A 22,711-nucleotide genomic window follows, 5' to 3' on the forward strand; every position below is an offset into this window, starting at 1 on the left:
TCCTCCCACGCGTGTGTACGCGTGTCACCAGGGGTATCGGTCACCGAGTCTACGGCCAACCGTTTGACGTGCGGACTCCGTTGTCCACCGACTGGACATATTGGGCGTCACCTTAGGGAACCGTCAGTGGCTTTCGCTAGTGTGGGCGAGCCCTTTGACCATCGCTGTGAAGGATGAGGAGTGGCCCACCTGACGGGCGTCGAGCCCCGGCCGAGGATTCGCCACAACGACTACTCTCCGCTCACGCCGCCGCCCCTCGGCGGTTGGAGCCCCACGCTCGGCGCGAGTGTCGTGATCCCCGCGCACGGCGGGCAGCACCGCCTCGATCTGACGCTGGCCGCGCTGGCCGCGCAGACCTATCCCGCGCACCTCACCGAGGTGATCGTGGTGGACGACCGCAGCGATCCCCCGCTGCGCCTGCCCGAACTGCGGCCCGAGAACACCAGGATCGTCTCCGTGCCGGACGGCGGGTGGGGCGCCGGGCACGCGATGAACGCCGGCATCGCGGCGGCCGAGGGGGAGATCGTGCAGCGTCTCGACGCCGACATGGTGATCTCGCGCGAGCACCTGGAGGCGCTGTTCCGCTGGCACCACCTCACCGACTACCTCGTCACCATCGGCGGCAAGAGGTTCGCCGAGGAGCCGGCGCTCACACCCGGCCGGGTCCACGACGCCGTACGGCACGGCTCGCCGGAGGACCTGTTCGACCCGTCCGCGCTGGTGTCCAGTTCGACCGAGGAGACCATCCGCCGCCTCGACGGCCTGCGGGCCAGCAAGAACCCCTACCAGGTCTGCACCGGGCCGACGGTCTCCCTGCGGCGGGCCCTGCTGGACGAGGTCCGGGGCTTCGATCCCGAGGTCGTGCGCGGCCAGGACACCGAGTTCGCCTACCGGCTCGCCCAGGCGGGGGCCGTCTTCGTCCCCGACCCGGAGGCCCGTGCCGTCCACCTCGGCCTGCCCGCGCAGCGCGGCGAGCACGGCAGGGCGATCGTCCGGCTGGTCGAGGTTCACCTGGCGCACCGGGTGCCGCTCCGCCGCGATCTGCGCAAGGAGCCCGGCCGGCGGTGGCGCGTGCCGTACGTCGAGGTCGTCTTCGACGTGACCGGGGCGGACGAGCCGCGGATCGTCGCGGCGGTCGACGCCGTGCTGCGCGGCACGCTCACGGACGTCGCGGTTACCCTGACCGGCCCCTGGACGCTGCTCGACGGGGGCCGCAGGTGGGCGCCGGGGACGGAGGCGTTCGACCTCGCCCTGGTGCGGGCGGCGTTCGGGCACGACGCGCGGGTGCGGTTCGCCGAGAGCGCGGCGCCGACGGCCGCGCCCGTTCCCTTCCGCTACACCGCGCCGATCGACGCGCCGCCCGCCCCGGCGCTGCTGGAGCGTGCGGTCAAGGCGATGCTGGAGGAACGCATCGGCCTGCTGGTGCTGGAGGCGCCCGGCGGCCGTACGGCCACGCTGGAGCGCACCGAGGCCGCGGCCCGCGCCCGCCTCCTCGCCGCGCCCGGAGAGGCGATCGCCGACGTGATCGCGCAGACCCACGGCGTACGGCACGCCGCGCCGGGCGAGTTCGACGAGGCCTCGACGACCGGCCGCGAACCGGCCGCGCGACCAGCCGCCCGATCCGCGCAGCCCGCCCAGCCCACGCAATCCACACAGTCCACGCAGTCCGCGCAACCCGCCGTGGCGGCGCGGGCGGGGAACGGCACGCCGGGCGGGAGCGACGGCCCGGGCGGGAACGGCGCGGCGCGGCCGGAGGACCGGGCGCCGCGGCCGCGCCGCGGTCTGTTCCGCCGCTCCTGACCTCTCCTGGCCACCGCGCGTCCTGCCCCGTTCCGGCGGGCGGCGGTTCAGCGGGCGGCAGCCAAGCGGGCGCGGCGGCCCGGCGCACGGCGGTTCAGCGGGCGGCGGTCCAGGAGGCGGATCAGTGGGCGGCGGTCAGCGCGGTGGGGGCCGCGGTCAGGACTTCTTGAAGGTGAAGGGCCGGCTCAGGCCCCGGGCGATGCCGCGCAGGCCCTGGCCCTGGCTCTGGCCCTGGGCGCGGCGCAGCGCCGAGATCTGCTTGCGCAGGGCGCCGATCTCCCGGCGGAACTCGACGGCCGACTTGCGCCACCGCCCCGCCTCCTCGCGCCACTTGGCGACCTGACCGCGCAGCCGCTCGACCTCCTTGTTGAGTCGCTCGACCTCGGCCTGCGCCGACACCCTGGCCCGGTAGGCCGCACGGGGGTTCAGGTACGGCGCGGCCTCTCCGAAGGCGCTGAAGCCGAAGCTCTCACCGTCGACCCAGTAGGTGCCGAACATCTCGTCCACGAGGTCGTCGGCGTCCTCTCCCTCGGTCGCGATCAGAGCGGCGCGGGCGAAGGCCTCGGTGCGCTCCAGGCGGGCGGCGACGATCCCCTCCGCGTCCTCGGCCAGGAGCACGCTGACCAGCCCGCGCTCCCGCCCGCGCAGCACTTCGAGCAGCCGGCCCAGGGTGTCCTCTCCCGGCGACCAGCCGGGCGGGACGCGCAGGCGGTACGGCGAGGTGGTGTCGGGCGGCGTCGTGGCGAGCCGTACGCGGCCCTCGTGCGCGTAGTGCGCGCGCAGCAGCACCAGATCCAGGCGCGGATCCTTGAGCGGCGCGCGCTGCTCGGGCGCGAGTTCGTCCCATGGTCCGGTCATGACCACGGCGAGGTCGGTCACGGTGCCGGCCAGCACGCCGTCCACGGTCGCCCGGACCTCGTCGTACGATCCCGCCGTCGCGTCGACGACGACCTCGACCTGCGGGACCTTCCACTGCCGGGAGGGATGGGTGCGCAGCCACCGGTAGCCGGGGACGCGGTCGGTCACCAGGGCGTGGCTGACCCGGTTGATCCGCTCGCTGTCGCGCATGCGCATGGACGGCCCGAGGTGGTACGCCCTGGCCTGGGGGTCCGGGATGAAGACCGCCCCCGCCTGCGCCAGCCGGTAGCCCATCTCGGTGTCCTGGCCGAGGATCATCTCGGGGTCCATCGCCCCGGCCCGCTCGAACAGCCTGACGTTCGCCGACGACGCACCGCCGATGTGGATGCTGAACGGCCGTGGCGAGCGGGTCAGCCCCTGCGACCGCGCGACCAGGTCCTCGATCCAGGCGTGCGGCTCGGCGGGCTCGAACAGCTTGGCCAGATCGTCCGTGCCCGCGACCTCCTCGGGAGCGGGCAGCGCCGCGGTGCTGAAACGCAGATAGGAGGTGACCGACAGGTACGGCGCGAGGTGGTGCCAGCGCATGTGGGCCTCCACCTCCTCACGCTCCGGCACCACGTCGGAGTCCATCCAGTGGATGACGTCCCCCGTCGCGGCGGCCAGGCCGGCGTTGCGCGCCCTGGCCCGGCCCGGCGCCTGGCACACCAGCAGCCGCGTGCCGCGCGGCCGGATCTCCGGGAGGCGCAGCGGCGGGTCGCTGCCGTTGTCGACGACGATCACTTCGAGCAGGTCGGCCGGGTACGTCTGCGCGGCCAGCCCGGCGAGCGTGAGGTCGAGCTTCTCCTGGGCGCCGTACGCCGGGATGACGACGCTCGCCCGCAGGCTCGGCGTCCACGCCGATCCGAGCGCGGGCGGCTCCAGCACGGTGTAGTCGTTTCCCCTGATACGTGGCGTCATGGCGTGTCCAGCAGCAGACTCGGGCGAAAGCCGCGCCATTGGTTCGTCGCGACTCGCAGGAAGTGGGCAAGGGGAAGGTTCCAGGTGTGGTCGGCGCTGAGGGACCGCCGCAGGACGTAGCCGAGGCCGTGCGTGCGGTAGATCCGCCCGCCCGCCTCCTCGACGGAGCGCCGCAGGTGGGCGTCCTCTCCCCGGTCCTGCGGACCGAAGCCGCCGACCTCCTCCAGCAGGGCGCGGCCGAGCAGGATCGTGCCTCCCGCGACGTGGTCGGTCCACACCTCGCTGCTGTAGTCGGTGCGGCGGATCGTGACGTCCAGAGGCTGGAGGTAGAAGAACTCGGGAGCGGTCCCGACCAGGTCGGCGCCCGAGTAGGTCATGGCCAGCAGCAGGTCCGACAGGTGCTCGGGGCCGTACCAGTCGTCGTCGTCCCATTTGGCGACGATGCCGGTGGACGCCCGCGCGGCGGCCTCGTTGAGGACCGTTCCGAGCGGCGTCTCCTCGGCGGCCTCGACCACGGTGACGGGGCGGGGGAACTCCTCGATCGAGGACCGCACCCGCGCCGCGGGGAAGCCGTGCAGCGCGACGACCACCTCGAAGTCCACCCCGCGCTGGCGGGCCATCTGCCGCAGCGCGTCGCCGACGTACTGGGGCCGCCGCGTGGCCATGACGACGGTGACCGGCGCCGGGCTCACGGCCACTCCCCCGGCGCGCAGCGCGTGCCTGCGCAGGCGCACGCTGTGCTCCTCCCGGCGCAGGTCGGCGACCGACGCCGGGGTGCCGTCCCCGGGCTCGGGCGTCCAAGCCGCGGCGAGCCCGGCGAGGACCGGATCGGCCTCGCGCACCCAGGCGGGCGGGTCCGGGCAGGTCAGCGGCACTCCCGCGGCGGCGAGCGCGATCACCGGCTCCAGGGCCGCGGCGACGGGCTGCGCGGGCCACTCCACCGTCAGCCCGCGCAGCGGCCGCAGTTCCTCGACGTCGGCGGGCCGCGGCGGGCCGGGCAGCGGGCGATCTCCCACCATCCAGCCGCCACCGCTCCAGGACAGCGTGGCGGGCTCCTGGGTGGGACTGCGGGTGAAGCCGTACGGCGAGCACATCTCCGTCGCGACCGTCACGTGTCCCTCCCGCTCGTCTCTTTACGAGGTTTGTGGACTTATATCATCAGAAGCTGGTAAGAACCTGTGGCTTTGAGTACTCGGACCGTCTCTCACATGTCGTCGGGGACCGGCCAGACCTTTCCTCCGACGAGGTCACCCAGCGCCCTCACCTGGATCTTCCCGGCCTTCCGCTGCCGTGCCACCCAGTCGACGAAGGCGGCGAACTCCTTCGGCGAGGTCGCGTACTGGTCCCTCGGGTTGTTCTTGATCTCGTGGAAGACGAAGGTGACCAGGCCGCGGCCGCCCTCCTGCTGCGCCCGGGTGACGAAGCTCTCCAGCGTGCGGGCCGTACGCGGCAGGCGGGTCTGGCTCGTGGCACGCACGGCGGCGAGGTCCACCGGCGGCAGCTTCTCGGCGATCGGGCACGATTGGCAGCTGTCGGGCCGGTACAGGCCGTTGATGCCGCGTGCGGTGGTGTAGCCGCACCGCATGGCGAGCTGCTTGGTGATCTCGTCGTAGTCGCCGAAGGGATAGGCGAACGAGCGGGGGGCGAAGCCCAGCTTCAGCAGCGCCCGCCTGTCATCGCAGATCTCGCTCTGCTGCACGGCCTCGGACTCGTCCGACAGGTGCGGATGACGGAGGGTGTGGCCGCCGATCTCGTGCCCTGCCCGCGCGATGGCACGCAGCGCCCCCACACTCAGGTATCTGCCGGAGGTGCCGAGGCGCGCGCTGTTGACGTAGAAGGTGCCCTTCAGGCCGCGTTTGCTCAGCATCTTCGCCACGGCCAGGTGGTCGGCCGTCCCGTCGTCGAACGTGAGCGCCACGATGGGCACCGCGCTCCTGGCCGCCTTCCGCGTGCCGTGAGCGGGGGCGGCCGCCTGCCGGGCGGCGTGCGCGGCCGCCTGCCCCGAGGAGGGAACGCCGGCCGCCCCGGCGGGGGCCTGCTGAAGCCCCGCGACCGACGCCGCGGCGACGAGACAGACCGGTACGAGTCTCTTCACCGTAAGTCGCATAGGCGAAGACTTTACTTGCATCGGGCAATTACTTTGCCGTCACCCTGACGATCGGGTATCGCCCCGGCGGTCAGTCTCCGCCCCGGCCCCGCTCGAACAGCGCGACGGTGAGACCGGGGAGTTCGGCGGAGTGCCAGGCGGTGGACAGGCGATATCCCGCCGCGCGTACGGCCGCCACCCGCCGGATCTTCGTACCCTCCAGGCCGGCCTGTTTCGTCCCCCGCCAGACGACCCAGACCCGGCGGCGCCCGGCCAGGGCGTCCGCGAGGCCGGGCTTCTCCGCGTACTCGAAGGCCGGGCCGGGCCCCGCGAGGAGCACGTCGTCAGGGAGCCCGTCACGGCCGTAGTAGCGGAAGCCGGTGCGCAGCCTGCTCTGGCCGTACACGACGGCGTCGCCGGGGCGCAGCTCCGCCCTGATCACCTCCACCGCTCCGGGGAAGTCCTCGTAGTGGCCGTTCTGCCGCCGGTAGTCGGCCTGCGCGGGCAGCCCCAGCGACGCGACGGCCAGTACGGAGGGCACGGCCACCAGCGCGGCGGGGAGGGCGGCCGGGCGCACGGAGGCCAGGGCCACGCCGGCCGACAGCGCCAGGGCGGGCGCCGCGACGAACACGTAGCGGTCCACGTAGGCGGGGGTCACCAGCGCGTCGACCACGAGCAGCAGCAGCGGCGGGAGGACGAGCCATCCGCCGACGAGCACACCCCAGGGGACGGACGCGCGCAGCAGGATCAGCACCCCCGCGACGGCCAGGGCGAACAGCGCCGGACCGGCGAGGTCGGAGCCCGCGACGTGCTTGGGCACCTTCAGCAGCACCTCCGGCCCGTGCGGCTGAATCCAGCTGATCGCGGCCCGCTCACCCCATCCCACCAGCCCGAGAACCACGACGGGGACGCACCCCGCCGCCATCGCGGGGACGACCCTGGTCCACGCCATACGGCCTGGCAGCGCGAGCAGGGCGGCCAGGAACTGGGCCGGGAGCACCAGGACCGAGAACAGGTGCGTGCAGCCGAGCAGGGCCACCGCCGCCGCGTACCCGCCCACCCGGCCCCAGGTGGGCGACTCGGCGACCCGGTGCAGCGCCCAGGCCGAGACGACGGCCGCCGCCGCGGCGAACGCGTACGGCCGGGCGTTCGCTCCGTGGAAGGACACCGACGGCAGCACCGCGAACAACGCGGCGGCCACGATCCCGGCCCGCGGACCGGCGAGCCTGCGGCCGAGGTCGGCCAGGAAACCGGCCGCGACGCCCGCCGCCAGGGCCGACGGCAGGCGCAGCCACCACTCGGCCTCGCCCAGGAAGGACCAGAGGTGGATGAGCAGGTAGTAGGGCAGGAAGTGGCCGTCGACGTGCTGGACGAGCACCAGCAGGCCGCTCAGCGGCCGGGCCACCGCGGCGCTGTAGGTCGCCACCTCGTCGCCCGACAGCGACGCCGTACCGCCGGACACGGCGACGCCGGTGGTCACGACGCCCGCGACGAGCGGCGTCCACCGCGTTCGCCCTGTCCACCGCGTTCGCCGGGGCCGTCCGGACCATCCTGTCGCGGCCTGGGCCGCGCCGTCGTCGGCAGTACGGGCCGCCTCGCCCGTAACCGCGCTCTCCCCCGAGGCAGCGATCATTTCTACGAGACTAGGGTCATCCCGTTTCCACCGCCGCGAAGATCCAACCGGTCGTTACCGGATCGAGTCGTGCCTCAGAGGCCGGTCCCCCGAGGGCATCCGCCGGACGGATTCCGAAGGCGGGATGGGACACAAACTGTTTGATTGTTATAGTCATATGCAAACAGTCGGAGGTGGTCCCATGAACGGCTACCCGCACCGCGACGCCGGTTGGCTCCGTCGGTTGATCCTGACCCTGGCGTCGCCGCCCCTGATCCTTCTCGTTCCGCTGCTGCTCTTCGCGGTCTTCCGGGACCGGCTGCCCCACCTGACGTACGTTCCGGGTGCCACAGGAGAGCACGGCTCCGAATGGGGCCGATGGCTGCGAATGGCGCTGTTCCCCATAGTGTTCGCCGAGGTGGTGTTCGTCGCCATGTTCACGCACTATCAGCGCTGGCCGGAGCTACAGCGCCTGCTGGCCGTCTTCGGCTTCAGCCAGAGCGTCCTGGCGGCGGCGGGGAACGGCGTTGCGGTGGCGGCGCTCATCGACGCGGACGGCCCGGCTTCCCAGCCGTCCTGGGCGATTCCCACGGAGATAGTGCTGGCGGTTCTCGCGGGAATCGCCGCCTGGCGTCTGTCGGGGCCGCTGCCCCCTGCCGCGCCCGCGTACGGCACGCCGCCTCCGGACGTCCCGCTCCTCTCGCTGGCGCCGGGCCAGCGGGCCGTCTACGCGGTGTCCGGCTGGAACCGTCTCACCCTGTTCCAGGGGGCGGTGTTCCTCGCCCTCGCCTGGTTCTCCGCGCCCGACTTCGCGGAGCGCTGGCAGGCGACCACGATAGCCGCGCTCCTGGGGATCTTCCTGATCCTGCAGGCCCGCAGCCGGCTCCGGATCGACGGACGGGGCGTGGAGGTGAGCCTGCCCTGGCTCGGAGGGCTGCGGCGGGCCGTGCCGTACGAAGCGGTGGTCTTCGCCTCGGTGCGGAAGAAGACGTCCGGCAGTGGGCTCGGCGGCATGCTCGGCGGCAGCAGAGGATGGGGTTACGTCGGCGGCGGGGGTCCGGTGCTGGCGCTGCGGCTCACCGACGGCCGGGAGTTCCTCTACTCGGCCCGGGACGCCGAGGCCGCCGCGGCTCTGGTAAACGGGACCCCTACCCGCATGCGGGCAGGCACCGGATGCTGATCGTCGTCGACCCGTCCTCTGTCCAGCCCCTGGCCGACCAGGTGGCGGCCTCGGTGCGCGGGGCGGTCGCCAGGGGCGAGGCGGTCCCCGGCGACAAGCTGCCCTCGGCGCGGGCCGTCGCCGCCGCGCTCGGCATCAACCTGCACACCGTGCTGCGCGGCTACCAGCAACTGCGCGACGAGGGCCTGGTCGAGCTGCGCCGGGGCCGTGCTGCGACGATCACGGAACTCGCCGCACAGGGAGGTCGCCTGCACCTGCGCGAGGCCGCCGAAGAGTTCGCCGGCGCCGTGCGGCAGCTCGGGGCCTCCGAGGAGGAGGCCCTCGACGCGGTCCGCCGAGCCCTGGCGGACCGCTGACCCGCCGTCCACGAGGCCGATATCTCCGCTCAGCCGAAGGGATGCCATGCCCCGCTTCTCACGACACCTCCGCCGTCCACTCGCGGCGATGGCGCTGGCTCTGTGACGGCCGCGCCGTTATTCAGCGGCCCGCCCGCCACCGCCGCCGCTCCGGGCCAGCGACCCAAGCCGCTGCCCCCGTGGGTGCTGATCTGCAAGAAGCTGAAGCGGATGCCGGAGCACCGGCACATGCGGTGTCCCGTCCAGCGGCCACCCCCGCCCGTCCGGCCGTTCCGGTCCGGCGACACCACGCGGGTTCCGACCGTGACCGAGTTGAACATCCCGACCGGCACCTCGGGCCCTGTCGGCATCACCTCGGGTCCGGACGACGCGCTGTGGTTCGCCGAGGACTACGTCGACCAGATCGCCAAGGTGACCCTCTGACCGGCCGACCCGGTCCCCGACGGGCCGCCGCCGGGAGCGGCGGCGGCCTCCGCGGTCGTACGACCGCTCAGGGCGCCTCGTCGCCCTCCACGCGCATCACGCTGGCGACCGCCCGGACGGTGTTCAGTTCGCGCAGATCCTCGATCGTGCCGGACAGGGCCGCGTCGCTGGCCCGGTGGGTGACCAGCACGAGCCTGGCGTCGTCGCCCCGCCCCTCCTGCCGCACCGTCTGGATCGACACGTCGCGCCGGGCGAAGATGTCGGCCACCCGGGCGAGCACGCCGGGCTTGTCCGCCACGTCCAGCGACACGTGGTAGCGGGTGACGCTGTCGCCCATCGGGTGGACCTTGAGGTCGGCGTACGTCGACTCCTCGGGGCCGCGGGTGCCGGCGAGGCGGTTGCGGGCCACCGCGACGATGTCGCCCAGCACGGCGCTGGCGGTCGGCGCGCCGCCCGCGCCCGCGCCGTAGAACATCAGCCGCCCGGCCGACTCGGCCTCCACGAAGACGGCGTTGTACGCCTCCCGGACCCCGGCAAGGGGGTGGGACCTCGGGATCATGGCGGGGTGCACGCGGACGCCGGCCGACCGGCCGTCGTCGGAGCGGGCGCAGATGGCCAGCAGCTTGATGACGTACCCCATGCCCTTGGCGGAGGCGACGTCGGCCGCGGTGATGTCCGTGATGCCCTCACGGTAGACGTCGGCCGCCGTCACCCGGCTGTGGAAGGCGATGCCCGCGAGGATCGCGGCCTTGGCCGCGGCGTCGAAGCCCTCGACGTCGGCCGTCGGGTCCGCCTCGGCGTACCCCAGCGCCTGGGCCTCCTCCAGGGCGTCGGTGAACGAGGCGCCGGTGGAGTCCATCTTGTCGAGGATGTAGTTGGTCGTGCCGTTGACGATGCCCAGCACCCGGCGCACCCGGTCACCGGCCATCGACTCGCGCAGCGGCCGCAGCAGCGGGATGGCCCCGGCCACGCTCGCCTCGAAGTACAGGTCGGCGCCGTTCTCCCGGGCGGCCCGGTGGATCGTCGCGCCGTCCTCGGCCAGCAGCGCCTTGTTGGCGCTGACCACCGACTTGCCCCGCGCCATGGCGGCGAGGATCAGCGAGCGGGCGGGCTCGATTCCGCCGATCACCTCGACGACGATGTCGACGTCGTCACGTGTGACGAGGGCCTCGGCGTCGGTCGTGAGCAGCGCGGGGTCGACGTCGGCGTCCCGCTTGCGTCCCAGCCTGCGCACGGCGACGCCGGCCAGCCTCAGCGGCGCTCCGACGCGGGCGGCGAGGTCGTCGGCCTGCTCGCCGAGCAGGCGCACGACCTGCGACCCGACGACGCCGCAGCCCAGCAGCGCGACCCCGAGCGCCGGTTTGGCGTTACTCACGACCCCTCCTCGCTCCGCCGCCGGACCGCCGGCGGCGGCTGGTCACAGCTGCCCCCTGAGCAGGTCGTCCTCGGTCTCCCGGCGGATGATCACCCGGGCCTGGCCGTTGGACACCGCGACGACGGCGGGCTTGGGCAGATAGTTGTAGTTGCTGGCCAGGGACCGGCAGTAGGCGCCGGTGCCGGCGACGGCGATCAGGTCGCCGGGGGCCAGGTCGCCCGGCAGGTGCAGGTCGCGCACGACCATGTCGCCGCTCTCGCAGTGCTTGCCGACCAGGCGCGACAGCATCGGCGCCGCCTGACTCTCGCGGGAGGCGAGCACCGCCGTGTACTCCGCGCCGTACAGCGCGGTGCGGACGTTGTCGCTCATGCCGCCGTCGACGCTCACGTAGGTGCGCAGGCCCTCCACGTTCTTGACGGTACCGGCCTCGTACAGGGTCACGCCGGAAAGGCCCGCGATCGAGCGGCCCGGCTCGACCGTGAGGCGCGGCACCGGGAGCCCGGCCGCCTCGCAGACCTTGGTGACGATCTCCCGCAGGCCGTCCGCGATGACCTTGACGTCCAGGGACTCGTCGCCCGTGACGTACGGGATGCCGTATCCGCCGCCGAGGTCCAGCTCGGGGAGCACGACGCCGTGCTCCTCCTTGATGTCGACGAGCAGGGTGGCGAGACGGCGGGCGGCGACCTCGAAGCCGCCGACGTCGGTGATCTGCGAGCCGATGTGCGAGTGCAGGCCGACCAGTTCGAGCTGCGGGAGCGCGAGGATGCGGCGCACCGCCTCCGCGGCGGCGCCGCCGCTCAGCGACAGGCCGAACTTCTGGTCGTCGTGGGCGGTCGCGATGAACTCGTGGGTGTGCGCCTCGACCCCGACGGTCACCCGGATCATGACCTTGGGCCGTACGCCGTGCTTCTCGGCGAGGAAGCCGAGGCGGGCGATCTCCTCGTACGAGTCGACCACGATGTGGCCGACGCCGGTCTGGACGGCCCGCTCCAGCTCCGCGAGCGACTTGTTGTTACCGTGCAGGGTGATCCGCTCGGGCGGGAAGCCCACGCTGAGCGCGACGGCGAGCTCGCCCGCGCTGCACACGTCGAGGCCGAGCCCCTCCTGGTCGATCCAGCGGGCGACCTCCCGGCACAGGAAGGCCTTGGCCGCGTAGTGGACCTCTCCGTCGTGGAAGGCCGACCGGTACTCGCGGCAGCGGGAGCGGAAGTCCTCCTCGTCGACGACGTACAGCGGTGTGCCGAACTCCTTCGCCAGGTCGCGTACGTCGATGCCGCCGATGGTGACGGCTCCGCCGGTGCGGCCCGACGTTCGCGGCCAGATGGCCGGTTCGAGCGCGTTGAGGTCGGCGGGCGTGTGCGGCGGACGCTCCTCGGGCGGTCCGGCGGTCACGGCGACGATCGTGGAGGCGGCGTGCAGGTCGCCGGCTGGGTGGGCGAATCGACTCACCCGCACGAGGCTAGCCGACCCGGCGATTCTCCCGCGCCCGCTGCTCACCCTGCGAGACAACGTGTGGAAGATATTCTGCATCCCAGGTCATCGTGCGTACTGTTTCCGGCCGTCTTCTGGTTTTGCTCACATTTTGCAGCCCTAGATTTGGCGAGGCGGGGTGAGGCCGAGTTCCCGCAGGCCCGTGGCGAGCACCGCGCGCACCGCGTCCCCCATGCGCACCCGCGCGGCGTGGACGTCCGACGGCTCCTCGTCGCCGCGGGGGATCGGCGAGGCGTGCTCGAAGGCGTCGTGGTAGGCCGCGGCCAGCCGTTCGAGATACGCCGGCCAGCCCGGATCACGGCTCTCCCGCCTGCTCGGCAGCTCCGCCAGGACCCGCAGCACCGCCCGGTCGTACGGGCCGGTCAGCCGTCCGGGGCGCACGGCGGCCCCGGTCGTGACACCGAGATCGCGTGCCCAGCGCCGTACGGCCTCCGCCCGCGCGTACGCGTACCTGACGGCGAAGCCGGGGTTGTCCCACGTGCGGGGGAAGTCCGGCCACGGCCCCGCGCCGTCCGCCGGGCGGGACGGGGCCGTCTCCACGGGTGCGGCGGGCGGGACGTCGTCGAGCACGTCTTCCGGTCCGGTGACGGCGATGACGAGGAAGCCGTTCGGCCGGACATCCACCCGTCCGACCCCCGGGACGGCCCGCAGCCGTCCGGCCAGCCGCTCCGCCGTCTCCTTCGCGGGCGCGCCGCTCCCCCGCAGCGCCGCCGCCGAGGCGAACGTCGCCTCCCGTTCCCACGACCCCTGGGGCACGGGCGGCGAGCCGAGGACGGCGGCCAGCGCCCCGACGATCATTCGCCGGCCTCCACGGGCGGCGTCCGGCTCCCGTGGTCTCGTTCGGCATGGCCGGCGGTGGTCATCGCCGCCAGCCTAACGCCGGAGCCGGGGGCGGTCAGAGCAGGAGGGCGAGGGGCTCGGCCGGGACGTACCCCTCCAGGCGCGCCGAGGAGAGCAGCGCGCCCTCCGCCGAGTCGCGGACGCAGACGTAGGAGTAGCGGTCGGCCGAGTAGACCCGCACCCCGTCCGTACGGCACTGCCGCATCAGGACCTCGCCCCACTCCTCCGAGACGTCGGCGAGGCCGAGGTCGGTGAGGGTCTGGCGGCGGGCCAGGACGGTGCCCCCGGCGACCTCCGGCAGGAACCGGTGCTCGGCCCCCGGCTGGCGGAGCAGCGTGGCCCCGGTTCCGGGCAGGTGCGCGTAGAAGGACGCCTTTCCCAGCACCTCGGCGTCGGTGGAGGCGAAGTGCCGGACGAGGTCGGCCAGGTAGTGCTCGCCGTACAGGTCCCTGGGGTCGAGCACCGCCACGTGGTCGCCGTCGGCCAGCCGGACGGCGCGGTCGAGGGCGGCGCCCCGGGTGATCGGCTCCTCGGTGACGCGGACCACGACGTCGAGGCCGGGGCACGCCTGGCGGACGGTCTTGTCCACCAGCCCGGCGTCCAGGCCCTCCGCGACGATCACGAGCTGGCCGGGCCGGTCGATCTGGCGGGACACCTGGGCGAGCAGGTGGTCGAGCTCGGCCTGACCGGCGACCGCGGCGACCGCCGTGATCACGCCGCTGCCCCGCACGCTGGGCACGCCCAGCGTGTCGAGGATCGGGTCGAGCAGCGGCGTCACGCCGGCGCCGGCCCGCCAGGCCAGATGGGCCTCCCTGGCCAGCCGTTCGGCGTCCGCCATGAACATCTCGGCCGCCGCGACGATCTCCTCACCCTTGGCCCCGGCCCGCACCTGAAGCACCGGGGTGCCGCAGGCCGTGACCTCTCCTATCGTCCTCGGCTCGGCGTCGGCGCCCGCGATCACCAGGGCCGGCTGCCGGTAGGCCGTCAGCACGTCGTCGTACGGCGTGTCGTCGTCGCCCTGACCGGCCAGAGGCCTCCAGGCGGCCGATCCGTCGCCGGGAGGGGTGACGGTGCCGAGGGTCACGATCTCCCCCGTACGGCCGCCCTCCGCCGGGATGGGGTTGTGCACCCGGGGCTGGATCGCGTGCGGGAGCACGCCGATCCGGTCGTGCCGCAGCGCCGAGCGCCACTCACGGGCCCGGGCCTCGGTGGTGGTCAGCACCCACTCGAAGTGCTCGGCCGCCGGGACCCCCCGCGACACCGCGCCTCCTGAGTGCCAGAAGACCGTCTTGATCCCGCGCTTGCGGCAGGCCGCCACCAGGTGACGCAGCGCCCGCGTCTCCCCGGCCAGCGCCTCCAGCCAGCGTCCGCCGTTCCCCTGGCGCGGGCCGGGCCGTACGGACTCGACGAACAGCACGTGCGGCCGCTGCTGGTCGAGCATGGCCTCCCAGTTGTCCGGGCCGAAGTTGGTCACCAGCCGCCACTCGTACCGCAGCAGCGCCTCGGTCTGCCGGTCGACGATCGCGGCGACCGTCATGTACGGCCGCGCCGTCGGGCCCTTGGGCACGACGAAGTGCTCGGCGAGCGGCGCGGAGACCTGCGGGGGCTTCGGCTGGGGCGCGGCCGGAATGGCCTTCGCCTCGTCGACGACGGGGATCTCCGGCTTGAAGTCCGAGCGTCTGGGCGCCGGGCGCTTCCTGGTCGGCGCCTTCAGCGTCTTGGCCACCGAACCGGGGTTCTTGCTGTGGATCGCGTCGCCGAGCTTGCTCCACCGGCTGTCCTGGAGCGAGGCGAGCTTCCAGTTGGCCACCTCGGTCTGGTAGCGCTGCTCGGCGAGTTGCTTGGCGAGCTGCCTGTTCTGCCGCTCCGCCGTCTTGAGCCGCGCCTCGGCCTCGCGCGTCTTCGTCACGGCCTCGGCCTCCGCGCGCGCCACCTCCTCCAGCCGCCGCTGGTAGTCGGCGATCAGCCGGGTGAGCTCCGCCGCTCCGGCCGCCCGCTCCACCGCCTCCGCCAGCGCCCGCCGCAGCGCCGCCGGGTCGCTCCGCTCAGGCTGTCCGGCTGCCGATTCGCTCAGCTCGCTCATAAGGGGTGACTCCGCGGTAGGCCATCAGGACGCAAGTCACAATATTCGCAGAACCCCCTGATCATTCTCAGCCGGAGGCGACGCCTCGTCCCTCGGCGAATCATCTTCACCGGCGACCGGACGACCGCACACCCCGCGACCACTCCGCCAGCGAACCCGCGACCGATCTTTCAGCGATCATGCGGCCGATTGTTCAGGTAACTCCCGGCCAGCGGTTCAGGTGCTATGCGACCAGGCGACCACGACATCTGCGACCAATCTTTCACCGATCATGCGACCAACGTTTCACGTGACCGCCCTCACGTGTCATCCTGAGATGGTGAGAAGCACCTCGCAGACCCCTCTCGGCCGCGTCGTCCCCCGGCATGCGGAAAAGCCCGCCGCGGACGCGCTGAGCGACACGCGTGTGGTGCTGATCAACGGCGCCCGCCAGAGCGGCAAGAGCACGCTCGTACGCCTCCTGGCGAAGGGGAGGACCGCGGAATGGCGCAACCTGGACACCCTCGTCGCACGACAGGCGGCGCAGGAGGACCCGGCGGGTTTCGTGGCGTTTCCCGACCTTATGGTGATCGACGAGATCCAGCGGGTGCCCGAGCTGTTGCTGGCCATCAAGGAGCAGGTGGACAGCGATCCCCGGCCGGGACGCTTCCTGCTCACCGGATCCGCCCGAGTGCTGGGGTTGCGGGCGCTTCCCGACACCTTGCCCGGGCGTATGGAGACCATCGAGCTGTGGCCGTTCTCCCAGGGCGAGATCGACGGCACCCCGGACGGGTTCGTGGACGTCGTCTTCGCCGAAGGCGAGAACCTGCGTCACACGTCCACGCTGTCACGCGCCGATTACGCCGAACGGGTCGTGCGGGGCGGCTTCCCCGAGGCGGTGGCACGTGAGAATGCGCGCAGGCGCGAGCGCTTCTTCGACTCGTATGTCTCGGACCTCATCGCCCGAGACGTCAGTCAGTTGTCGGAGATCGAGCGGACGGCCGAGATGCGCGCCCTGGTGCGGTCGGTGGCCGCCCGGTCGGGACAGTTGCTCGTCGGCAGCTCTCTCGGTGGGGCCGTGGGGCTGTCCACCGCGACCGTCAACCGCTATCTCGGCCTGCTCGAAGAAGTGTTCCTGATCAAGCGCGTCCCCGCCTGGTCACGCAATCTGAGCAACCGAGCGGTCGGCACCCCCAAGGTGGCCTTCGTCGACTCCGGCGTGGCCGCGAACCTGCTGGGCACCGACGCCAGGAGCCTGGTACGACCCGACGGTCAGTTCGGGCCGCTGCTGGAGGGTTTCGTTCTCATGGAGCTCGCCCGCCAGCTCACCTGGTCGGACGAGCGGGTGGAGCTCTTCCACTACCGGACCAAGGACAAGGTCGAGGTCGACGCGGTGCTGGAGAACCGGCAGGGCCGCGTCGTCGGCGTCGAGGTCAAGGCGTCCTCGACCGTACGCGCCGACGACTTCCGTGGCCTGCGGCACCTCGCCGACCGCCTGGGCGACGACTTCGTGGCCGGCGTCGTCCTCTACACCGGCACGCAGACCCTTCCCTTCGGCCCACGCATGCGCGCGGTGCCGGTCAGCGCCCTCTGGCAGGTCTGACGGCCGGTCCGGGCCCAGGACCGGCTGACCCACGCCACCGAAGGCGGTGCCCCGGGGCCGGGAGGTCCGTAGACTCGGCTGCGGTTCAAGGGAGGGCAAACCGTGCGCAAGGGTGAGTGGCCGCGATTCCAGGCCAGGCCGTACGTCTGCGGGGCCGTCGGCCCCTACGAGCAGGCCAGGCTCGACCTGCTGGCACGCTCGGGGCCCGCCGTCCAGGCCGCGCACACCGCACCGGAGGCCGCGCTGCTCGCCTCCGCCCCCCTGGCGCCGTACGCGTCGGGTCCCGAGGCGACGGCGTACGCCTGGGAGGGCCGGCGGCCGGAGGCCGCGCCGGGCGCGAACGCGTGGCTGCGGGTCGCGGAGACGTACGAGACCCCGGGGCTGGTGGACGGTCCGGAGACGGTGGTCCTGCACACCGGCGGCCTGGGCCTGATCGACGTCTACTACCTCGCCGACGGGGACGCGGTCTACTTCTCCTCGCTCATCGAGCCGCTCCTCGCGCTGGCCCGGCGGCCGTACGAGGTGAACTGGGACGCGTGGGCGGCGATCCTGCGGCTGACCTACCCGCTGCTGGAGGACACGCCGTACCGCCAGATCCGGCGCCTGCCGGGCGCGACCGCGCTGACCTGGTCCCGGCGGGAGCGCACGCTCCGCGTCGACCGGCGCGCGCCGCGCTGGGTGCGGGAGGAGCCGGTCGACCGCGGCGTGACGGCCGGCGACCTGGTCACGCTGCTGCACGACGCCCTCGCGCCGTACGAGCGGGTGCTGGTGCCGGTGAGCGGCGGGTACGACTCGCGGCTGCTGGCCAGTGTCGCGATGGCGCGGAAGATGGACGTCGAGTCGTGGACCACCAGCCCCGACGACGGCCTGGACCACGACATCGACTTCGCCCGTTACATCACCCGTGAGCTCGGCATCCCCCACCGGATCGTCCCGCAGTACCCGGAGAGGTACCCCGACGAGGCGCTGTGGGCGGCCCGCCGCCTGGAGTACCTCACCAGCCACCATGCCTGGTACTCCCCCTTCGCCAGGGAGGTGCACGGGGCGGGCCGGGCGCTGGTGGACGGCCTCGCGGGCGGTCCGCTGATGAAGAACTTCCTGATCACGGCGGACGCCGTCGGCGCGGGGACGGGCGCGTCCCGCCGCGCGGCGCTGCTGAAGGCGCTGGCGACCGGCGACGCCCACATCCCCGTGCTGGGCGAGCGGGCCGCCGCGTGGATGGACGACCGGGTGGGCGCGGCCTTCACGCGGGCGACCTCGATGCTGCACGGCCACCGGGCCGAACTGCCGCTGAGCGTGCTCCACACCCGGACCGTGCGGGGCATCGCCCGCTCCCCGGTCAACCTCGTCGGCCCCGAGGCCACCCCGGTCTTCCCGTTCCTGCACCCGGAGTTCTTCGACGCGGCGCTGTCGGTGCCGGTCGCGGCGAAGGAGGGCGGGAAGTTCTACCGGGAGGTCCTGCGGGCCGCCAACCCCCGGGTGGCCGCGCTGCCGTCCACGAACACGCCGCTGCTGCCCAACCGCCGGGTGCCGCTGCGCTCGAACGGCCCGGCCGCCCGCGAGTGGAACCACAGAATGCTGGTCAAAGCCACGGAAATCCCGGGCCTGATGTCGCCCCAGATGCTGGAGGCGGTCGCCGCCGGACCGGACGCGCTGACCGCCTTCGGCTCGTGGAACTCGCGGTTCTGGCTGCGGGCGCTGGTGGCGTTCGGGGCGTGGCTCACCGACTACGAAGACCTGCTCGGCGACCTCACCCCACCCTGGAGCCTCCGTCCCGCGGCCGCCGTACCCACCCCGTCGTAGAAGCTCACCCCTATAGGGGTTACGGCCCTGCACAGTTCGGATACGCGGGTTGTGATCGCCGTACGTGATCACCTGTAAGCAGGTAAAAACCGCATGTTAGGGGGGTGTCAGGCTTTCCAGTCAGGCCTATCCCGATGGTACTTTTGGCCAAATAGAGCCAAACAACACGGCGTGAGCTTCAAAGCTCGGGTGTGACCTGACCACGCGCCCCTTCTTTCCTCAAGCGAGAACCGAATGAACGCTGCTGCGCCCTGCCCTGACCCGGTTCCCGGGTCGTCCGGCGATCTCCCGGAGATCACCGACTTCGCCTCGCAGGACCCCCGCTGGTACAAGCGCGCGGTCTTCTACGAGGTGCTCGTACGCGGCTTCAAGGACTCCAACGGCGACGGCACCGGCGACCTGCGCGGGCTGACCGAGAAGCTCGACTACCTCTCCTGGCTGGGCGTCGACTGCCTCTGGCTGCTGCCGCTCTACCAGTCCCCGCTCAGGGACGGCGGGTACGACATCGCCGACTACCTCAAGATCCTTCCGGAGTTCGGCGACCTCGGCGACTTCGTGAAGCTGATCGAGGCGGCCCACGAGCGGGGCCTGCGGGTCATCACCGACCTCGTCATGAACCACACCAGCGACCAGCACCCGTGGTTCCAGGCGTCCCGCACCGACCCCGACGGCCCGTACGGCGACTTCTACGTGTGGTCGGACGACCCCACGAAGTACTCCGGCGTCCCCATCGTCTTCGTGGGCACCGAGGAGTCGAACTGGACGTACGACCCCGTGCGCAAGCAGTACTACTGGCACCGGTTCTTCCACCACCAGCCTGACCTGAACTACGACAACCCGGACGTCCAGGCGGCGATGATGGAGGTCATCCGCTTCTGGCTCGACCTCGGCGTCGACGGGTTCCGGCTGGACGCGGTGCCGTACCTGTTCGAGCGTGAGGGCACCTCCTGCGCCGGGCTGCCCGAGACGCACGCCTACCTCAGGAGCATCCGCGCCGAGGTGGACCGGATCTACCCCGACCGGGTGCTGCTGGCGGAGGCCAACGGCTGGCCGGAGGACGTGGTCGAGTACTTCGGCGACCCCACCCGGGGCGGCGACGAGTGCCACATGGCCTTCCACTTCCCGCTGATGCCGCGGATCTTCATGGCCGTGCGCCGGCAGAGCCGCGAGCCGATCTCCGAGATCATGTCGCGGACCCCCAAGCTGCCGGAAAGCGCCCAGTGGGGCATCTTCCTCCGCAACCACGACGAGCTGACGCTCGAAACCGTGACGGAGGAGGAGCGCGACTACATGCACGCCGAGTACGCCAAGGACCCGCGCATGCGCGCGTACCTCGGAATCCGGCGGCGCCTGGCCCCCCTGCTGGACAACGACAGGGACCAGATCGAGCTGTTCACCGCGCTGCTGCTCAGCATGCCGGGCTCGCCGGTCATGTACTACGGCGACGAGATCGGCATGGGCGACAACATCTGGCTGGAGGACCGCGACGCGGTCCGCACGCCGATGCAGTGGACCCCCGACCGCAACGCCGGGTTCTCCGAGGCCGACCCCGGACGGCTGTACCTGCCCGTGGTCATGGACCCGGTGTACGGCTACCAGGCGGTCAACGTGGAGGCCCAGATCAAGAGCGAGTCGTCGCTCCTCCACTTCACCCGGCGGATGCTGCAGATCCGGCGCGAGCACCCGATCTTCGGCACCGGCGCCTACACCGAGCTGTGGTCGCCGAACCCGAGCGTGCTCGCCTTCCTGCGGGAGGAGGGCGACGACGTGGTCCTGTGCGTGAACAACCTGTCGCGCTTCGCCCAGCCGGTCGAGCTCGACATGCGGCGTTTCGCGGGGGTCACCCCGGTCGAGTGCCGCGGCGGGGTCGCCTTCCCCACGATCGGCGACCTGCCCTACCTGCTCACGCTGCCGGGGTACGGCTTCTACTGGCTGTCGCTGCGCCGGGCCCCGGGCGACCACGCCCCGGACGCCTGAGCCGTACGCTCAGCGAGGCGGTGACGGGCACCTGGGCCCGCGCCGCCCGGCGGGCGGGGATCAGCGCCACCAGCGACGCGGCGCCGATCGCGATCAGGAGGGCGGCGGCGAGCATCCCGGGCGTCGGCGCGCGGCCGATGCCCGCCCCGACGCCGCTGCCCCGGCCCTCCAGGTCGATCAGCGCCCGCGACCAGAACGCCCCCGCCGCGGCCCCGGCCACGACCCCCACCGCGGCCGGCAGGCCGGCGGCGGTGACCAGGGTGGCGGTGACCTGGCGGGGGGTGAGGCCCATCGCCTTGAGCACCGCCAGGTCGAGAAGGTGGTCGCGCAGGCCGAGGGCGCTGGCCGTGAGCAGGTTGGCCAGCCCGATCAGGGCCAGCACGACGACCAGCGCGACGATGATCACCCGGACGACCGCCAGCCGCTCGGCCGGGTTCACCGCCCGGGAGACCTCCAGCCCCTGCTCCTGCAGGCGGGCGCGCACCTGCGCCGCGTCGGCGCCCGGCCGCAGCACCAGGGCGTAGAACCCGGGCGGCAGCGCGTCCTTCGCCGCCAGGCTGTCCAGCCCGAACGACAGCACCTCGCCGTCCTGCTCGGGCTCGATCACCCGGCCCACGATCCGCACGATCAGCGGCGTGCCGCCGATCGTCATCCGGACCCGGTCGCCGACCCGCACGCCGAGCAGGTCGAGCAGTCCCTGCCCGGCCACCGCCTCGCCCCGGTCGGCGAACATGCGGCCCTCCACGACCGGGAAGGGGTACGGGTCGGAGGAGAGGCCGAGGGCCCGGGTCCGCACGGTCCTCGTCTGCCAGGGCACGAGCGCGTCGAGTTCGGCCCCCGGATACGCCGCGACCACGTCCGGGTCGGCCATCACCCGCTGCCGGGCCTCCTCCGCGGTCATGTCGCCCGGCCGGATGCTCAGCGCCGCGGCCTGTCCCACCCTCTCCGGGTGGCGGCCGAAGTCGTCCAGCGTCGCCCAGCAGCCGAGCCCGATGGTGATCAGCATCATCGGCAGGGCCACCCCGCAGGCCGTGAGCGCGGCGGGCGTCCTGCGGGTGAAGGCGTCCCTCGCGCCGAGGACGAGCGCGGGCGGCAGCCGTACGAGCAGGGCGACCCTGGCCAGCCGGGACAGGCGCCCGCGCGGCGGCGCGGCGGGGGCGGCCGGGAGCGGCGGGACGCGCCCGCCTCGCCAGGCCGGGACCAGGACCGCCACCAGCACCGCCAGCGCCGTCCCCGCGACGATCGCCGCGAGGGGCCCGGCCGACAGCGGCACCGCGACCGTCTCCCCCATCGCGTACGCCGTGACCAGCCGGGCGGCGAGCACGCCGAGGGCGATGCCGAGCAGCCCCAGCGTGCCGTGCTCGGCGAGGAGCATCCGGACGACCTGGCCCCGGGTGAACCCGAGCGACTTGAGCGTGGCGATGTCGCGTAACTGGGTCAGCACCCGGCCGCCGGCGGCGTTGGCGAGCGCGAGCGCGGCGGCGACCAGGCCGGCGGCGCCGAACAGCGCGAGCAGCAGGCCGAGCAGCCGGTCGTCCAGCTCCATGGAGGCGCGCACCTCGCGCCAGGTCGTCACCCGCTGCACCTGGTTGCGCAGTGTGAAGACGGCCCGCTGGACGACGAGGTCGGTGTCGGCGGGATCGGCCAGCCGCAGCCCGGTCACGGCCTCCGTACGGCCGGGCGCGGGCTCCACGACGTCGAGGGTCTGGCCGAGCGTCCAGGCCAGGCCGGGGGTCCACTCGGGGTAGAAGCCCTGGTCGCCGCTCTCGGCCAGCCCGGCGACGGTCAGCCGGTGGGTCGCGCCGTTCAGGCCGGTGACGGTGAACGGGCTGCCGGGCCGCAGGCCGAGGGCGCGGGCGAACGACCGCTCGACGACCACGCCGTCCGGGCTGCGCGCGTCGAGCCAGCGGCCCTCGCGCGGCAGCGGGCGCGCCACGGAGGTGAAGGCGGCCGGCGTCTCCCGCAGGGTGATCGGCACCCGCCGCCCGCCGGTGGCGAGCGTCGCGGGCGCGCTGCGGTACGGCCCGGCCACGTCGGTCACGCCGGGCAGGCCGCGCAGGGCGGACACGTCGGGGACGTCCTTGCTGTGGATCCAGATGTGCGCGCCGTGGCCGCGCTCGAACAGGCCCCGCCAGGGGTTGGTGCCGCCCTCCAGCAGCGTGGCCGCGACGATCAGGGCGGTGACGATGCCCGCGACCGCGAGCACCGTGAGCGCCGCCTGGCCCCGGCGGGCCCGCAGGTCCGCGCGGATCCAGCGCAGCTCCGCGCTCCTCGGCACGGTCAGGTCA

At 73.0% G+C, this 22,711-nt stretch carries 16 protein-coding genes; 7 read left to right on the plus strand and 9 right to left on the minus strand.

The annotated features are described in order from the left end of the window. The first annotated feature begins 180 nt into the window (after positions 1 to 180). Positions 181 to 1,800, plus strand: a complete 1,620-nt coding sequence (locus FED44_RS24685) for a glycosyltransferase family 2 protein (protein WP_244302230.1) — start codon at positions 181 to 183, stop codon at positions 1,798 to 1,800. A 156-nt stretch (positions 1,801 to 1,956) separates the two neighbouring features. Here the strand turns inward: FED44_RS24685 and FED44_RS24690 are convergent, their stop codons facing one another. The 4 genes from FED44_RS24690 to FED44_RS24705 form a co-directional block, all read right to left on the minus strand. Continuing rightward, complete coding sequence (locus FED44_RS24690; RefSeq protein ID WP_117408977.1) at positions 1,957 to 3,615, minus strand: glycosyltransferase family 2 protein; 1,659 nt, start codon at positions 3,613 to 3,615, stop codon at positions 1,957 to 1,959. Beyond that, a complete protein-coding gene (locus tag FED44_RS24695) occupies positions 3,612 to 4,727 on the minus strand; it encodes a glycosyltransferase family 2 protein (RefSeq protein ID WP_244302232.1) in 1,116 nt (371 codons plus the stop codon). The genes FED44_RS24690 and FED44_RS24695 overlap by 4 nt, the downstream gene beginning before the upstream one ends. Positions 4,728 to 4,819: 92 nt before the next feature. Then, complete coding sequence (locus FED44_RS24700; protein WP_138462213.1) at positions 4,820 to 5,710, minus strand: polysaccharide deacetylase family protein; 891 nt, start codon at positions 5,708 to 5,710, stop codon at positions 4,820 to 4,822. Positions 5,711 to 5,792: 82 nt separating this feature from the next. Continuing rightward, positions 5,793 to 7,334, minus strand: a complete 1,542-nt coding sequence (locus FED44_RS24705; protein ID WP_138462214.1) for a glycosyltransferase family 39 protein — start codon at positions 7,332 to 7,334, stop codon at positions 5,793 to 5,795. 181 nt (positions 7,335 to 7,515) lie between these two features. On the opposite strand from FED44_RS24705, the gene FED44_RS24710 reads away from it, so the two are divergent. From FED44_RS24710 to FED44_RS24720, 3 genes are all read left to right on the plus strand, one after another. Next, positions 7,516 to 8,493 (plus strand): hypothetical protein, encoded by a 978-nt coding sequence (locus FED44_RS24710; RefSeq protein ID WP_138462215.1) that lies wholly within the window; start codon positions 7,516 to 7,518, stop codon positions 8,491 to 8,493. Continuing rightward, positions 8,487 to 8,849 carry a GntR family transcriptional regulator gene (locus FED44_RS24715; protein WP_117408981.1) on the plus strand — a complete coding sequence of 121 codons (363 nt, stop codon included), beginning with the start codon at positions 8,487 to 8,489 and terminating at the stop codon, positions 8,847 to 8,849. The genes FED44_RS24710 and FED44_RS24715 overlap by 7 nt, the downstream gene beginning before the upstream one ends. Before the next feature lie 102 nt (positions 8,850 to 8,951). Next, positions 8,952 to 9,272: a hypothetical protein gene (locus FED44_RS24720; protein ID WP_138462216.1), complete on the plus strand. Its 321-nt coding sequence runs from the start codon at positions 8,952 to 8,954 to the stop codon at positions 9,270 to 9,272. 67 nt (positions 9,273 to 9,339) lie between these two features. Here FED44_RS24720 and FED44_RS24725 read toward each other — a convergent pair whose 3' ends face one another. From FED44_RS24725 to FED44_RS24740, 4 genes are all read right to left on the minus strand, one after another. Further along, positions 9,340 to 10,647 carry a homoserine dehydrogenase gene (locus FED44_RS24725; RefSeq protein ID WP_117408983.1) on the minus strand — a complete coding sequence of 436 codons (1,308 nt, stop codon included), beginning with the start codon at positions 10,645 to 10,647 and terminating at the stop codon, positions 9,340 to 9,342. 42 nt (positions 10,648 to 10,689) lie between these two features. Beyond that, the gene (gene lysA, locus FED44_RS24730) at positions 10,690 to 12,096 is read right to left on the minus strand and encodes a diaminopimelate decarboxylase (RefSeq protein ID WP_396699235.1); all 1,407 of its coding nucleotides are present in this window, start codon (positions 12,094 to 12,096) and stop codon (positions 10,690 to 10,692) included. A 141-nt stretch (positions 12,097 to 12,237) separates the two neighbouring features. Beyond that, positions 12,238 to 12,936 (minus strand): DALR anticodon-binding domain-containing protein, encoded by a 699-nt coding sequence (locus FED44_RS24735; protein ID WP_138462217.1) that lies wholly within the window; start codon positions 12,934 to 12,936, stop codon positions 12,238 to 12,240. 97 nt (positions 12,937 to 13,033) lie between these two features. Next, positions 13,034 to 15,061 carry a glycosyltransferase family A protein gene (locus tag FED44_RS24740; protein ID WP_138462218.1) on the minus strand — a complete coding sequence of 676 codons (2,028 nt, stop codon included), beginning with the start codon at positions 15,059 to 15,061 and terminating at the stop codon, positions 13,034 to 13,036. A gap of 316 nt (positions 15,062 to 15,377) precedes the next feature. Between FED44_RS24740 and FED44_RS24745 the strand changes: the two genes are divergently transcribed. The 3 genes from FED44_RS24745 to treS all read left to right on the plus strand — a co-directional run bounded on the left by FED44_RS24745 (position 15,378) and on the right by treS (position 20,423). Then, positions 15,378 to 16,643 (plus strand): ATP-binding protein, encoded by a 1,266-nt coding sequence (locus tag FED44_RS24745; protein ID WP_138462219.1) that lies wholly within the window; start codon positions 15,378 to 15,380, stop codon positions 16,641 to 16,643. A 102-nt stretch (positions 16,644 to 16,745) separates the two neighbouring features. Beyond that, a complete protein-coding gene (locus FED44_RS24750; protein WP_117408988.1) occupies positions 16,746 to 18,446 on the plus strand; it encodes an asparagine synthetase B family protein in 1,701 nt (566 codons plus the stop codon). A 234-nt stretch (positions 18,447 to 18,680) separates the two neighbouring features. Continuing rightward, positions 18,681 to 20,423: a maltose alpha-D-glucosyltransferase gene (gene treS, locus FED44_RS24755; RefSeq protein ID WP_117408989.1), complete on the plus strand. Its 1,743-nt coding sequence runs from the start codon at positions 18,681 to 18,683 to the stop codon at positions 20,421 to 20,423. On the opposite strand, the gene FED44_RS24760 is transcribed toward treS, so the two are convergent. Continuing rightward, the gene (locus tag FED44_RS24760) at positions 20,350 to 22,701 is read right to left on the minus strand and encodes an FtsX-like permease family protein (RefSeq protein ID WP_244302233.1); all 2,352 of its coding nucleotides are present in this window, start codon (positions 22,699 to 22,701) and stop codon (positions 20,350 to 20,352) included. The two genes, treS and FED44_RS24760, sit on opposite strands and share 74 nt — an antisense overlap. Positions 22,702 to 22,711: the final 10 nt, after the last annotated feature.

This window comes from Microbispora triticiradicis, from assembly GCF_005864065.1.
Taxonomy (GTDB): domain Bacteria; phylum Actinomycetota; class Actinomycetes; order Streptosporangiales; family Streptosporangiaceae; genus Microbispora; species Microbispora triticiradicis.